At 43.5% G+C, this 15,880-nt stretch carries 11 protein-coding genes; 3 read left to right on the top strand and 8 right to left on the bottom strand.

Going from position 1 to position 15,880, the window contains the following annotated elements; translation table 11 throughout:
* The first annotated feature begins 138 nt into the window (after window positions 1-138).
* Window positions 139-1,209, top strand: coding sequence for a M42 family metallopeptidase (locus ACMH5P_RS01335; RefSeq protein WP_459492517.1), 1,071 nt, complete (start codon window positions 139-141; stop codon window positions 1,207-1,209).
* Window positions 1,210-1,513: 304 nt separating this feature from the next.
* Here the strand turns inward: ACMH5P_RS01335 and ACMH5P_RS01330 are convergent, their stop codons facing one another.
* The 8 genes from ACMH5P_RS01330 to ACMH5P_RS01295 form a co-directional block, all read right to left on the bottom strand.
* Window positions 1,514-3,628, bottom strand: coding sequence for a S9 family peptidase (locus ACMH5P_RS01330; RefSeq protein ID WP_459492516.1), 2,115 nt, complete (start codon window positions 3,626-3,628; stop codon window positions 1,514-1,516).
* Window positions 3,629-3,695: 67 nt separating this feature from the next.
* Entirely contained in the window at window positions 3,696-4,769 is a 1,074-nt protein-coding gene (gene leuB, locus ACMH5P_RS01325) for a 3-isopropylmalate dehydrogenase (RefSeq protein ID WP_459492515.1), read from the bottom strand.
* A 10-nt stretch (window positions 4,770-4,779) separates the two neighbouring features.
* Window positions 4,780-6,291 (bottom strand): alpha-isopropylmalate synthase regulatory domain-containing protein, encoded by a 1,512-nt coding sequence (locus ACMH5P_RS01320; protein ID WP_459492514.1) that lies wholly within the window; start codon window positions 6,289-6,291, stop codon window positions 4,780-4,782.
* A gap of 6 nt (window positions 6,292-6,297) precedes the next feature.
* Window positions 6,298-6,888 (bottom strand): 3-isopropylmalate dehydratase small subunit, encoded by a 591-nt coding sequence (gene leuD / locus ACMH5P_RS01315; RefSeq protein WP_459492513.1) that lies wholly within the window; start codon window positions 6,886-6,888, stop codon window positions 6,298-6,300.
* Window positions 6,889-6,909: 21 nt separating this feature from the next.
* Complete coding sequence (leuC, locus tag ACMH5P_RS01310; RefSeq protein WP_459492512.1) at window positions 6,910-8,313, bottom strand: 3-isopropylmalate dehydratase large subunit; 1,404 nt, start codon at window positions 8,311-8,313, stop codon at window positions 6,910-6,912.
* Between the two features lie 132 nt (window positions 8,314-8,445).
* A complete protein-coding gene (locus ACMH5P_RS01305; protein ID WP_459492511.1) occupies window positions 8,446-9,444 on the bottom strand; it encodes a GntR family transcriptional regulator in 999 nt (332 codons plus the stop codon).
* Window positions 9,445-9,454: 10 nt separating this feature from the next.
* Window positions 9,455-10,510 carry an L-rhamnose/proton symporter RhaT gene (gene rhaT / locus ACMH5P_RS01300; protein WP_459492510.1) on the bottom strand — a complete coding sequence of 352 codons (1,056 nt, stop codon included), beginning with the start codon at window positions 10,508-10,510 and terminating at the stop codon, window positions 9,455-9,457.
* Between the two features lie 4 nt (window positions 10,511-10,514).
* Window positions 10,515-13,181, bottom strand: a complete 2,667-nt coding sequence (locus ACMH5P_RS01295) for a family 78 glycoside hydrolase catalytic domain (protein WP_459492509.1) — start codon at window positions 13,179-13,181, stop codon at window positions 10,515-10,517.
* Between the two features lie 87 nt (window positions 13,182-13,268).
* Here ACMH5P_RS01295 and ACMH5P_RS01290 point away from each other — a divergent pair, with 87 nt between their 5' ends.
* Together ACMH5P_RS01290 and ACMH5P_RS01285 are read left to right on the top strand one after the other, a co-directional pair.
* Complete coding sequence (locus tag ACMH5P_RS01290; RefSeq protein WP_459492508.1) at window positions 13,269-15,338, top strand: outer membrane protein assembly factor BamB family protein; 2,070 nt, start codon at window positions 13,269-13,271, stop codon at window positions 15,336-15,338.
* Between the two features lie 175 nt (window positions 15,339-15,513).
* Window positions 15,514-15,876 carry a four helix bundle protein gene (locus ACMH5P_RS01285; protein WP_459492507.1) on the top strand — a complete coding sequence of 121 codons (363 nt, stop codon included), beginning with the start codon at window positions 15,514-15,516 and terminating at the stop codon, window positions 15,874-15,876.
* Window positions 15,877-15,880 lie beyond the last annotated feature (4 nt).

Here is a 15,880-nt window from a genome sequence, read left to right as displayed (position 1 = left end):
AAACATGTTTCCATGAAAACCGACCAAAAATACGATTTTAATCGTTTAATCCATAGATTTACCTTAGATTTTGAACTGAATTTATACAAAATTCATCTATAAAGTTTTGTAATTTGCAGCATTAAAAAACTATTCAACATGTCGAACACAGCCAACGAATTCTTATACACCTATTTAAACAATGCCTCTCCTACCGGCTTTGAGTCTTCGGGCCAACAAATTTGGTTGGACTACCTAAAACCCTACATCGATGAAAAAATCATCGATACATACGGAACGGCTGTAGGCGTAATCAATCCGGGTCAAAAATACAAGGTTGTCATAGAAGCCCATGCCGATGAAATTTCCTGGTTTGTGAACTACATCGATGACAATGGTTATTTATTCCTTCGCCGCAATGGGGGTTCGGATGCACTCATTGCACCTTCCATGCGAGCGAATATTCATACGAAAGAAAAAGTAGTCAAAGGTATTTTCGGTTGGCCAGCCATCCACGTTCGTGATCTTGCCAAAGACAAAGCTCCTTCCATCGATGATATCTTCATTGATTGCGGGGCGGCCAACAAAAAAGAAGTGGAAGAAATGGGCATCCACGTGGGAAGTGTCGTAACCTTTGAAGATGGCCTAACCGAACTAAATAACAAGTATTTGGTGGGGCGAGCGCTCGATAACCGTATCGGTGGCTATATGATCGCCGAAGTGGCTCGAAAACTAAAAGAAAACAAAATTGAATTACCCTATACCTTGTACATCGTCAACTCCGTTCAAGAAGAAATCGGGTTACGCGGTGCGGAAATGATTGTGCGAAGATTAAAACCCGATTTGGCGTTTATCACCGATGTGACGCATGATACCCAATCACCGATGTACAACAAAAAGACCCAAGGTGATATGTCGTGCGGAAAGGGCCCTGTCATTTGCTATGGCCCAGCGGTACAAAACAATGTCCGTGATTTTATCATCGATGTAGCCAAAGAAAAAGGAATTGACTTCCAACGCCAGGCCGTATCTCGCTCAACAGGAACGGATACTGATTCATTCGCCTATGCGACTGAAGGTGTGGCATCTGCCTTAATTTCCTTGCCCTTAAAATACATGCACACTACCGTGGAAACCATCGCTAAAAGCGACATGGAGGCGGTTATTGAATTGATTTATCAGTGTTTGCTGAAAGTGAAGGGGAATGAGGATTGGAGGTATTTTAGTTAAACAATAGACTTTAGACAAAGCATATAATTGTAGAGACGCGATACTTCGCGTCTTTATTTTTACCAATAAATTAATCAAAGAATTAGACGCGAAGTATCTCGTCTTTATTTTTACCAATAAATTAATCAAAGAATTAGACGCAAAGTATCGCGTCTTTATTTTTACCAATAAATTAATCAAAGAATTAGACGCAAAGTATCGCGTCTCTACAAATAGATTTATTCAAAATCAGGAATAAATATCTAATATTTAATAGACGCGAAGTATCGCGTCTCTACAAATAACATAGTATAACTTAAAGCGACTAATTTAAATACCTCGCAAAAAACTCCCAAGTCCTCAACATCTGATCAATCCGCTGGCGGTTGTTACCCGCACGCGTAATCTCATGCGACGCACCCGGATGACGAACGTATTCGACCGTTCTGCCCATTTGTTTTAAACTCTTGTACAACATCTCGCTTTGAATCACACCCGTCCGTAAATCATTCTCACCATGGAAAATGATTAATGGCGTCTTGATTTGCGAAACATATGTCATCGGCGATTCACGATCCAAAATGGAACGCGTTGCCTTCTCCCAAGGATATCCCCCAAAATAATTTGGTACCAAACGCCAAGCATTTCCCTCTCCAAAGAATGTCGATAATTCATACACACCGCGCTGAGAGGCCGCCACTTTAAAGCGATTCGTATGTCCCACGATCCAAGCAACCAAATAACCGGCATATGAACCTCCTGTGACCGCCAAACGCGTCGTATCGGCCCAACTTTCCTTTATCGCCAAATCGGTCGCCTGCATCACATCCGCCATCGGTCCAGTTCCCCAATCCTTCACATTACTCGCCATAAAAGGTGTTCCATATCCTCCACTACCACGGGGATTGCAATACACGACACCCCAGCCTTTGGAGGTATAATATTGAAACTCATGCCACATACTCGCCTCACCCGTTCCCCACATGGCCGTTGGCCCACCATGTATCTCGACAACCAGCGGATATTTCTTACCTGGTACATAGCCTGCTGGTTTCATTACCCAATAATCAATCGTTTGACCAATTTTATTCACGAATGTATGCTTCTCCGCTTTGGTAATTGACTTTTCTTTTAACCAATTCGCATTAAAATCAGTAAGAACCTCCTCTTTTTTATCAAACATTCGATAAAGTTCCGATGGATTGTCAATCGACGTTTTGGCATAAATCAACTCCTCGCCTTCTTGATCAAAACCCAAGACACCATCCGCCGAAGAAGTCAATGTTTCAAATTCACCTCGAGGAATTGAATATGCCATCAATGTAACCGCACCATGATCCTGCACCGTTAAATATAGCCATGCATCAGAGACTGCCCATTTGATTTGGGTAATCACACGGTCCATTTTCACTTCCTGTATCTGCCCTGTTGCCAATGTCAATATCTTCAACACGGAATTCGAAACTCCCGTAGCCTTGGATTCAAAGTAGGCTACTTGTTCACCCGAAGTACTTATCGATATATTGGAGAAACGATAGCCGGGTTTGATTAATACGGATTTATACGTTTTTGTTTTCGCATCATAACGAACCATTTGACTCTCTAATACCTTATCGGGATGGGTCAACGAATCAGCTGGAAGAATTACTAAAAACTCAGACTCATTGATTTGCTCCCAGTCCGACCAACGGTGTAATGGATTATTCAATAACACAGGCTTAGCCCCCTCATGCAAAGGCATGGAATAAATAGCGGATAGTTGAATCTCTCCCGACGTAGTCATCTCTTCTTGAAACTGCAATCGGTTAATCACTTTGGCCTTCTTATCCTTTTCATTCTGAGCCAAATAAGCACGAACTTCCTCGATGGTGCCGTTCGGATTAGGCTTAGCCTTAGATACAAATGCCGCATTGGACACGTTCGGCATCTCTAAATTCCAGGAAGGAATCAAGCGACGTGGATTGACCAAGGTATCCGTATAAAAGTCCTTTAAGGATATGGCCGTTTGATAATATAAACGTTGATCATGTTTCGAAATCGATGGATTTTGAACCGCCACAGGCGAATTTGTCAATGCCAGAGGTTCTCCGCCCGACAAACTCAAGCGATATACCTGCGACTTATTTCCCAAATCACGTGTAAATAAAATCGATTTACCATCTGGGCTCCAAGTAGCTCCAGAAATGGAATGTTTTCCAAAAATCAGTTGCCGACTCTTTTTCGTTTCCATATCCCCCACGTATAAATGTGTCTGATAGATATAATCCCCTTTCACGTCGGGATCATCCACGATGGAGGTTACCGTAAATAGATAGCGCAATCCATCTGGTGAAAAGCTAGGCTTTCCCACCGTTTTGATTTTCAGCATATCAGTCACCTGAATAGCTTGTTGAGCCAAAGCCCCAAAAGAGACAAATAGTAGTAAAACGAGTAAACGCATCTGACAAAAAATAAGGCCTGCGAAATATGTCGCAAGCCTTAAAATTATAAAATAAAAGATGATTTGATTAAATCAATTTCAGAATTTCTTCGCCTATTGCCTCCGTACCCAAAATCATCGATTTATCTGTCGTCGAATCCGCAATATCTCCCGTACGGAAACCCTTCTTCAACACTTGGTCCACCGCATTAATAACCGCTTCCGATTCCGCCTTCATTCCAAATGAGATATCCAATAACAAAGCCGCTGATAATACCGATGCCATTGGATTAGCTAATCCTTTTCCTGTGATATCGTGCGCAGAACCGTGGATGGGCTCATAAACACCCGTTCCATCACCGATGGACGCAGAGGCCAACATACCCATAGAACCCGCTATTTGAGATGCCTCATCAGTTAAGATGTCTCCGAATAAGTTTGCCGTCACCACCACGTCAAAACGCTTCGGATCCTTGATCAACAACATTGCAGTCGCATCCACAAATTGATATTCTACCGTTACGTCTGGATATTCCAAAGCCAATTTCTGAATCACTTCACGCCATAAACGAGATGATTCCAAGACGTTCGCCTTATCGACAGACACCAAATGCTTCTTACGAGTACGAGCTGCTTCAAATGCTTTACGACCAATACGCTCTACCTCATAACGGCTATATTCCGCAATGTCATAGGCAGTATCACCATCATTCTTACGACCCTTCTCGCCGAAATAGATATCACCCGTCAATTCACGGAAAAACAAAATATCCGCACCCTTCAAGATTTCTGGCTTGATGCTTGAAGCAGACAATAACTCATCAAATAATTTGATCGGACGTAAGTTGGCATATAAACCCAATTCCTTACGCATCTTCAACAATCCTTGCTCCGGACGTACTTTTGCCGAAGGATCGTTATCGTATTTTGGATGACCTACGGCACCAAACAATACCGCATCCGATGCTTTCATCTTCACCAAAGTCTCCTCTGGTAATGCATCACCTGTCGCCTCAATCGCCACGTGGCCAATTAATGCCTCATCATAGGTAAAATCGTGACCGAATTTAGCCGCAATTTTTTCTAATACTTTCTTACCTACTTCAGTTACTTCTTGTCCAATTCCATCCCCTGGAACAATTAGGATATGTTTTTTTGCCATGATATGTTTATTAAATCAAATTCAACATCTTTTGCGTCGCCTTGATGGCAGACACGGTTTGGTCAGAATCCAAACCTCTTGTAATCATTTCGCGACCCTCGTAAGACCAAGTAATAATTGTCTCACAAAGTGCATCCGATTCTCCTCCCGGTGGAATACGCACCGCATAATCGGTTAATTGAGCTAATGACCGACCATTCTTTTTAAAGATTATAGCCAATGCATGCATAAATGCATCGTACTGACCATCTCCTTGCGCGTGCTCTTCAAATATCTCCCCATCCACCGAAATCTTTAACGTCACCGACGGGCGTAAATCTTTCGAATGCGTTAATACGTAATTCAATACCTGCACTCGCTCCTCAATCGCATCCGAATCCAAGACATCCGAAATGATGTATGGCAAATCGTCTTGCGTCACCACTTCCTTACGATCTCCCAATTCGATGATTCGTTGGGTTACTTTCTTTAAATCGCTGTCCGACAACTGAATACCCAATGCCGCCAAATTATTAGCAATATTAGCTTTACCCGATGTCTTACCCAAAGCATATTTACGCTCCCGACCAAAACGCTCCGGCATCAACTCATTGAAATACAAATTGTTCTTCTTATCCCCATCGGCATGGATTCCCGCCGTTTGGGTAAATACGTTTTCCCCAACCACCGGTTTATTCGCCGGAATGCGGAAACCCGAAAAAGTCTCTACTAACTTACTCACCGAATACAAGGACTTCTCACAAACGGATGTCTTCACATCCTTCTGATAGTCATTCAAAACGGCAATCACCGAAGCCAAGGGCGCATTTCCTGCCCTTTCCCCCATCCCATTGACTGTTAGATGCAAGCCATGAATTCCATGACGAACAGCCTCTAGTGCGTTCGCTGTACCCAAATCATAATCGTTATGGGCATGGAAATCGAAATGGGTATTTGGGTAACGTGTCACTAATTCTTGAATGTAATCCGCTGTTTCCCAATGCGTTAAAACACCCAAAGTATCTGGTAGGAGAACACGCTTAACCGGTAATGTGGTAATGAAATCCAAGTATTGCAACACATAATTCTTCGAATTACGCATACCATTACTCCAGTCTTCTAAATATACATTAACCGATAAACCCTTCGAATTGGCTAATTCAATCGTCGCTTGAATCTCGCTGAAATGCTGTTCTGGGGTTTTCTTGAGTTGGTGCTCTAAATGGTTTAGGGATCCCTTGGTCAACAAGTTCATGACTTTGGCACCGGCGTCCAACATCCATTGAACCGATGTTCCCCCATCCACAAAGGTCAAAACCTCGACCCGATCTAAATACCCGGCTTGCGTAGCCCAAGAAGTAATCTTCTTCACCGCTTGAAATTCCCCTTCGGAAACGCGCGCAGACGCAATCTCAATGCGATCAACCTTTAATTCGGTCAATAGCAATTGAGCAATGGTCAACTTTTCGGAAGCAGAAAAAGATACGCCGCTGGTCTGTTCACCATCGCGCAACGTCGTATCCATGATTTCAATATGGCGCATGAATTCTTATCGCTTTGAGGCAAATTCAGCGATTTCAGCTTTCATCGCTTGTAAATAATCGATGTCGTCGAAACCGTTCAATAAATTATGTTTCTTATATCCATTAATCGCAAAGGATTCAGATGCTCCTGTTGCTAAAATGGTAATGGTTTGCGCTGGCAAATCCACTTGTAATTCAGTCTTTGGATCCTTTTCAATTGCCGTAAAGATCTCATGCAAGAATTCTGGGGATACCTGAACAGGCAAAATACCTACGTTGATCGCATTTCCACGGAAGATATCCGCAAAGAATGACGAAACCACACAACGAAAACCGTAATCGTAAATCGCCCATGCCGCGTGCTCACGTGAAGAACCCGAACCGAAGTTCTTTCCACCTACCAAGATCTTTCCTGAATAGGTAGGGTTGTTCAAAACGAAATCAGGTTTCGGTTGGTCGTTCTTATCATAACGCCAATCTCTAAACAAATTATCACCAAAGCCCTTACGCTCCGTCGCTTTTAAGAAACGTGCTGGGATGATTTGATCGGTATCCACGTTCTCGATTGGCATCGGAACAGCAGAACTTGTTAATACACTAAAACTATCGTAAGCCATATTGCTCTCTATTTAACGCTCTTATAAAAATTGTCTTGGATCTGTTACAACCCCAGTAATCGCAGCTGCCGCAGCAACCAACGGACTCGCCAACAACGTACGAGATCCTGGACCTTGACGTCCTTCGAAGTTACGATTCGACGTACTCACCGCGTATTTACCCGCTGGAATCTTATCGTCGTTCATCGCTAAACAGGCCGAACATCCCGGTTGGCGCAACACAAATCCCGCCTCCGTCAAAATATCCAAAATACCCTCTTCCTTAATCTGTGCTTCCACGATATGTGATCCCGGAACTACCCAAGCAGTTACATGTTCTGCTTTCTTACGACCTTTGACAATCGATGCGAAGGCTCTGAAATCCTCGATCCGACCATTTGTACATGATCCGATAAACACATAATCTACTTTCTTACCGATCATCGAATCGCTCTCCGCAAAGCCCATGTAATCCAATGATTTCTCATAGGTTGCGACACCCCCCTCTACTTCAGTTGCTTTTGGAATATTTTTCGAGATACCAATACCCATACCTGGGTTCGTACCATAGGTAATCATCGGTTCGATATCAGCTGCTTGGAAGTTGATCTCTTCATCAAACTTCGCACCCGCATCCGTCTTCAAAGTCTTCCAATAAGCCAATTGCGTATCCCAATCCGCGCCTTTCGGTGCCAATGGACGACCTTGGATATAGTCAAATGTTGTTTGATCGGGGGCAATCATACCGCCACGAGCACCCATCTCAATACTCAAGTTACAAACCGTCATACGACCTTCCATGGTCATATTTTCGAATACATCTCCCGCATATTCCACGAAATAACCCGTAGCTCCCGAAGTCGTTAACTTCGAAATAATGTATAATGCAACGTCTTTTGGCGTAACTCCTTTACCTAATTGACCATTGACATTGATGCGCATCTTCTTCGGCTTGGGCTGCATGATGCATTGAGATGACAATACCATCTCTACCTCTGAAGTACCTATACCAAATGCAATCGCACCAAAGGCGCCATGTGTCGACGTATGTGAATCACCACATACAATCGTAAAACCTGGCAATGTAATACCATTTTCAGGTCCTACCACGTGAACAATCCCGTTTTTCGGATCCCCTAAACCCCAGTGAGAAATACCATATTTCGCTGAATTCGTTGCTAATTGCTGCAATTGATTCGCAGATAAAGGATCTTCGACCGGAAGGTGTTGATTAATCGTCGGTGTATTATGATCAGCCGTCGCAAACGTACGCTCCGGATACATCACACCAATACCGCGGGTTTCCAAACCTAAAAAGGCAACCGGACTCGTTACCTCATGGATAAAATGACGATCGATAAAGAATACATCCGGACCATCTTCGATTTTCCGAACCACATGGGAATCCCATACTTTATCAAATAAGGTTGTTGGAGAATTGCTCATTCGTATAATTTAAATTTTTAAGCGCTTTTAATATAATTAAGCTACAAAAATGTCATTTTTTTTGCAATAATGCAAAGTGAATAGGATGTCAAATTGGAATTTCACCAAATAAAATTTGGTAAATACCATGTTTTACAAAGATGATCGATGTATAAAGGAAAATGGATTCTCAATCTTTTTGCGCGCATTGCTTTTGACCAAATCCGCAGCCATCTCCCCCATCTTTACAAAATCCGTAGAGATCGTCGATATCCCATCAAATAACAAGCGCTTAATCGGCGTCTCATTATAAGAAATCAGCCCCACATCCTGACCCAATGTCAAACCCTTTTCCTTGATTTGATCCAAAATCGCAATTAAATCATCTTCCATTACCGTGATGTAGGCCATACCCTTTTCCGGTCCTGCCTTTTCGGATATGGAGAAGTCGAAGGCAAAGTCCCGACAAAAATGTTCGAAGCCTCGAACAATCCCCTTCGGATAATAACTGGAATCCGGAAAGACCAATTGAATGCGCTGGTATTTCGCCAAGGATTCTTTCGCTTGCACCAAGGTCTCATAAATATCCCGTTCAAAATTCTCATAGACGGCGCCGTAAGATCCCTGAATTCCCGGTAGCAATTTATCCACGAGGATCAACTTCTCTTTGGGGAGCGAATTGATAAAATCCACCGAAATGGAATCTCCCTCCATGAAATGAGGGATGATGACAATGTGCGAATAGTCAAGCTCCCTGCTAGAAACTATTCGTTTAAACAAATTAAAATCGTTGTTGTAGATGTAGAAATCAATCCCTACCGACTCACCCATCGCTGCCACAAATGCATCGTAAATGATTTTTTTGTGAACGGATAACTTGTTGAATAACAAGAAAATACGAAATTTGACCGGTACACTTTCCACACAAATGAAAAACCCTTTACCCCGTACCGATTCTACCACTCCCAAGGATTTCAAATAATTATAGCCCTTCTCCACCGTGATGCGCGAGATATAATGCTCGAAACTCAATTCATTGATCGATGGCAACACGTCGCCCTGCTGAATCTTACCCGCTTGTATGCCTTCGATGATGGAATTGGCCAACTGCCTATACTTCGGCGTGGAGGAAAACTCATCTATTTTAATCAAATCCAACACTTTATTCTGAAATAGAATTACCTAAACCCACAATTAAGACAGACACCAAAATCACCACAATACCCGTAATCACCGTACGCATCGTTTGCTTGGAAACACCCTTCCACTCCTTGAAATAGATTCCCCAGAAATTAGAGGTTAAGATAATCGTCGCCATGTGCAAAATCCAAGAACTCGCGCCATTGCCTAATTTACTTTCGCCCATGCCATAGAAAAAGAACTGCAAAAACCAGGTCGTTCCCGCTACCGCCGCAAAGGTATAATTCATACGCAACGGTGATGTTGCGTCCACATAATCTCCAAAGGTCTTATTCTTAAAATTCAAATACATACAATAGATGAAGTTGGTCAAAAACCCTCCCCACAACACCACGATAAATATCACATTGTTCTGGAACAAAGGATCACAACCCTTGGCCACCGCAGATCCCGCCATGTCTTTACCAGCTTCTATTCCAAAGTTGAAACAGGCACTGCACAATCCCGAAATCGTTGCCACAATCAATCCCTTCGTTAAACTAAATTCCTTAATGGTTTCTTGCTTCTGCTCCTGTGATAGCTCATTTTCTTTCATCATACCGGCTCGACCGCATAAATAGATTCCGAAAACACAGACTAAAATTCCCAATAATACCACTTGGCCTCCCGTGCTTCCCACGATGTGTGAAATCGTGTCACCCGACACCCCTGCAAATTCCCGATAAATCGGCGGAACCAAGGCCCCAAAGATGCTACACAAACTCAAGGCAATCGACATACCTAAAGACATCCCCAAAAAGCGCATGGCTAAACCGAAAGTCAAACCTCCAATTCCCCACAAAACACCAAAGGTAAAGGTCCAGAAAAAAATATCCGAATCGACTGTTTGGATGATATTCATGAAATCAGGTATTGTCAAATAGGCTGCCACAAGGGGCACGATCAACCAAGAGAAAACACCTCCCACGAGCCAAGCACTCTCCCAAGACCATACATGAATCTTGCGATAGGGAATGTAAAAAGAACCGGACGCAAAACCGCCCAACGAATGAAAGAATAAACCTAAAATAGCACCCATTATATTATTTGGTTAACGTAAATACATATTTTCCTGAACCGATTCGAACACGATCTCCCGTCATCGATTGTCCATCCTGTTGCACTTGCTTATAGCCCTGCACCGGCAAGATTACACTCGCACTCGTATTCGCCGGTACTTCTACTTGAAGCGTAAATGTGTTCGAATCTAATCGCCAATCCGAGGAAATTTTTCCATAGGGCGTATCTAAACTCGTTTTAGCAAATGTCAATCCACCCCCTAATTCCGGCTTAATCACACTCTGCTTGTAACCAGCCCCATCAAATTCCTCCGTATCAATTCCCCCAATCGTCCGATACATCCAATCCCCCACCGCGCCATAGGCATAGTGATTGAATGATGTCATACCGGGATCTTGAAAGGTTGAATCCGGTTTCATCGAATCCCAACGCTCCCAAATGGTAGTCGCTCCGTGCGCCTTAATCGGGTATAACCAAGACGGATAAGTATCTTGAAGCAATAATTTGTATGCCACATCATTCCGACCGAATCGCGTCAACACCGGATTCAAGAAAGGTGTTCCCAAAAACCCCGTCGTCAAGTGATACTTATAATTCTCGATATTGGTCACCAATCGCTCCAATGCCGCTGGACGTAAGGATCCCGGAATCATGTCGAATTGCAAGGCCAAAATATACGCCGTTTGCGTCTCTGAAATCAAGCGACCATTTGCCGTCATAAATTCCTTTTGGAATTGCAACTTAATCCGATCCAACAACTTTTCGTATTCCTTGTATTCCTCCACTTTACCCAAAATTCGCGCCGTCTTAACCATCAATGCCGTATTGTAGGCATAAAAACATTGCGCGACCAAGTAATTATCCGTCACCGCTGAACGCTGACCAATCATCCCCTTGGAATCATCCACACGATACGAAAGCCAATCAGCAAATTGAAATCCCGTATTCCACAAATCATTCTTCGCCACACTTCGTACATAGTTCAAATAAGCCTTCATACTCGCATATTGATTCTCCAATACCTGCTTGTCGCCATAAGTAGTGTAGATATTATAGGGAATGATGATGCTCGCATCGGACCAACCGGCTGCTCCGGCTTGGTTATTTTCTTTTCCAATCGTCGTCCGGGTCAATACATCCGGAATCACAAATGGAACTGCCCCATTCGGAGCTTGGTCTGCACTAACATCCTTTAGCCACTTCGCAAAAAACTGATTCACATTAAAATTAAAGGCTGCAGTGCGTGAAAAAACTTCCGCATCACCGGTCCAACCTAAGCGCTCATCGCGTTGCGGACAATCCGTCGGCACATCTAAGAAATTCCCCTTTTGTCCCCAACGGATATTCGACTGCAATTGATTTAATAAGGCATTACTCGTCTCAAAACTTCCCGAGGATGCCATGTCGGAATGCAATGCAATCGCCTTGAAATCCTCTTTATTCACAGCCATTCCCTCCACTTGCACATAACGGAAACCAAAGAAGGTAAAATGCGGCTCGATACTTTCTTGTTCACCAGAAAGCGTATAAGTTGCCCGCGCCTTGGCTGAACGAAGATTAGCGAAATAAGGCTCCCCAAACTTATCCAGCATCTCCACGTGGGATAATTTAACTTGTTGGCCCGCAGAACCCTTAGCCTGAAACTTCACCCAACCCACCACATTTTGGCCAAAATCCAAAATCGTTTTGCCTGATTTTGTGGTAATAATCTTTTGAACGAATAGTGTTTCTCGTTTTTTAATCGGCTCATTGATTTGCGAAACCAAGACATCGTAGGAGGCAGTCGTCTCGACCGCCGCCGACCATTGCGTAGGTTTAATGCGTAAATCCTGCTTCTCGCCGTCGTAAATCTCCGAGCTAACAATGGAACTTAAAGCTGCTTTCCAAGAGCCATCTGAGATAATCGTTTCCGTAGTTCCATCGGCGTATTGTATCTCCAACTGGCTTAATAGTGCCGTTTGAGAACCATAAAAATTCTTGTTGTTCTCCCAGGCAATGCGGGTACGGAACCAACCGGATCCCAATAATACCTGTAGCTTATTCTCCCCTTGCTTGATATCGGAGCTTAAATCATAAACTTGAAACTGTAAATGCTTGTTGTAACTCGTCCAACCCGGTGTCAAAAAAGCATCCCCAACGCGCTTTCCATTCACCGAAGCCTCATATAAACCACGAGCTGTGATAAACAAACGGGCTTTTTGAACTTTCTTTTTCACCGTAAAGGGTTTCATGAGAACGGGTACTCGCCCGTCGACCGAATCCGATGCAATACCTGAAGAAATCCATTTTGCCTTCCAATCTGCCTTTTTCAACAAGGAAGTAGCAAAGCCAGTGGAAGCAACCTTAGTCGCCTTCCCATCCTGATCCCAAACTTGCACACTCACTTTGTAGGATTGGTTGGATTTCAAATCTGCACCTGCATAAGGAACAAAAATGGATTGATCCGAAGCAACTTTTCCGGAATTCCATACGGATTTCTTCCCTTCAAAGACCTGAATCGAATAGGCCGTTTGCTTGACGTTTCTTTGATTAGAGCTTAGTTTCCAACTAAATCGAGGATGCAAAACACCGATTCCTTGCGGATTGGATAGATTCTCAACCGAGATCGATTGAATGCTTGTTTGGGCAAAAACGAAAAAAGGCGTAAGAAAAAACACGAGTCCAAGTGACCGAAGCAAGGGAATTTTCATAAATTTCAAGGTTTAGATTTCATAGCAATCTACGAATCTAAGTTTAGAAACTCAAACAACCATCCATATACCCCCTAGGGAAGTTCCATGAATAAGAAATACTTGCTTTTATTCGTATCTGTCATCGGTATTTTAGCTTGGAGACAAGATGATTTACCCAATGTGGATTGGTCGGAGTATTTAGGTGGGCCCGACCGGAATCATTATTCCGAATTGACACAAATCAATCCATCGAATGCCCAAGATTTGAAGGTCGCTTGGAGCTATGCCTTACCTGATTCGGGTCAAATGCAGGCGAATCCGATTATCATTGATGGAATACTCTACAGCGTGAGCGCTTCCGTTCAGGCCTTTGCGCTGGATGCGGCCACAGGAAAAGAGATTTGGCGCTTTGGCGACCCACTGAAAAACTGGGCGAGTACATCGAGGGGTTTGGCATATACCCAGGGACGAATATTATATACCGCGGGTCCAAATCTCTGGTGCTTGGATGCCAAAATCGGAAAACCGATCACAGATTTTGGAGACCATGGCAAGGTCGATTTACATACGGGCTTACCTAACATCGCAAAGGACAAATTCATTATCTCAAATACCCCCGGAACCATCGTGGGGGATTTAATCGTCATGCCGCTTCGATTATCCGAAGGTGCCGATGCCGCCCCGGGAGACATTCGTGCCTTTAATATCTATACGGGTAAAGTCGCTTGGACGTTTCACACGATTCCCTATCCTGGCGAAAAGGGCCATGAGACCTTTCCCAAAGACGCATATAAAAATGAATACACGGGTGCCGCTAATAACTGGTCGGGAATGGCGGTCGACAAAAAGCGAGGCATTCTCTATGTCCCCACGGGTTCCGCCGGTTATGATTTTTGGGGAGGCAACCGCAAAGGACAAAATCTGTATGCGAATTGCCTATTGGCCTTAGATGCTAAAACCGGAAAATTGCTTTGGCATTTCCAAACGACGCATCATGACATTTGGGATCGGGACTTACCGGCACCACCAAATTTGATTACAGTCACGCGAAACGGAAAGCAAATCGATGCCGTTGCTCAAATCACCAAACAGGGATTCGTTTTCATCTTTGACCGAGTGACAGGCAAACCCCTCTTCCCGATTCAGGAACGCAAGGTAAATACAACTGCCTTACCCGGAGAACAAGCCTGGAAAGCGCAACCCTTTCCATTATTACCAAAACCCTATGCGCGCTTATCGCATGAAATTCAAGCGACCGACGTAAGTCCCTACGCAAAAAACAAGGAGGAACTCAAAAATATCTTGGGCGGCTTGAAACGCGGTTGGTACGACGCCCCCAGCGAGCAAGGCACCTTGATCCTACCCGGTTTTGATGGCGGTGGCGAATGGGGCGGCGCGGGTGCTGATCCCCAAAAAGGTATCCTCTATATCAATAGCAACGAGATGGGCTGGGTGCAAAAGATGGTTCGCAACAAAGACATGAAATCAGTAACAGGGGAAACGCTTTACCAAAATTACTGTGCGAATTGCCATGGAATTTCCAAACAAGGCAATCCGTCATCGGGATATCCAAGCCTAGTCAACGTAGACCAAAAACGTAACAAAGCCTTCATTCATCAAATCATCAAACAAGGCAAGGGCATGATGCCCGGTTTCGGCCACATTAGCCCGGAAGCACAGAGCGCCATCGCCGATTACATTCAAGGCCTGCCTCCCAAGGAAATCCTGAGCGCGAGTTCACCTAAAATTTTACCCTATCAGATGACGGGTTATAATAAGTTTTTGGATGCCGACGGGCTTCCGGGTTTAAGTACACCTTGGGGAACCTTGAATGCCATTGATATGAATACGGGCAAATACCTTTGGAAGATTCCATTCGGATCGGAACCCGCATTAGTAAATAAAGGAATCCAAGACCCCACCGGCGGTGAAAACTACGGCGGTCCCATCATTACCCAAAGCGGATTATTGATCATCGCCGCCACGAAGGATGCAACCCTACGCATCTATCAAGCCTCAAGTGGTCAACTTCTTGCCTCCTATCGTTTACCGTTTGCATCCTTTGCGACGCCGTCGACTTATCGTGTAAAAGGTAAACAATATGTGGTGGTGACTTGTGGGGGAACGAAGTTGGGAACGGCGAAGGGGAATGTAGTGGTGGCGTACGCTTTGTAACTAAGAGTTAAGAACTAAGAACTAAGAGTTGAGAGCTAAGAGCTAAGAGTTGAGAATTATGAGTTAAGAGCTAAATGCAAAACTTTAATTTATCAATTTAGAGATATTTAATATCTACATTTTCTTCTTCAATATATGCCGATAGAACAATCTTGCATTAACAATTCAAATACATATGAAAGAAGAAAGCTTAATCCCATCTAAATCATTTCAATTTGCACTTAAAATAATTCGTATTTATCAATCGCTAACAGTTGGTCACAAGGAATTCGTAATGAGTAAACAGTTGTTGCGATCAGGGACTTCAATTGGCGCTAATGTAGCAGAAAGTGGAGCAGCATATTCCAGAAAAGAGTTTGAATTTAAATTATCCATAGCCTACAAAGAAGCACGCGAGACATCTTATTGGTTAAAACTAATGTTTGCGAGTCATTATTTGAATGAGTCCAATTTTATTGAGTTGAAAAAGGATATTGAGGAACTTCAAAAGCTAATTGGTTCAACTTTAGTCACCTTACGAAAACATCAAAACATTTAGTTCT

It is taken from the genome of Aquirufa sp. 5-AUSEE-100C1 (assembly GCF_054558655.1).
Note: the sequence above shows the minus strand (reverse complement) of the source record. Positions and strands in the feature narration are given on the sequence as shown.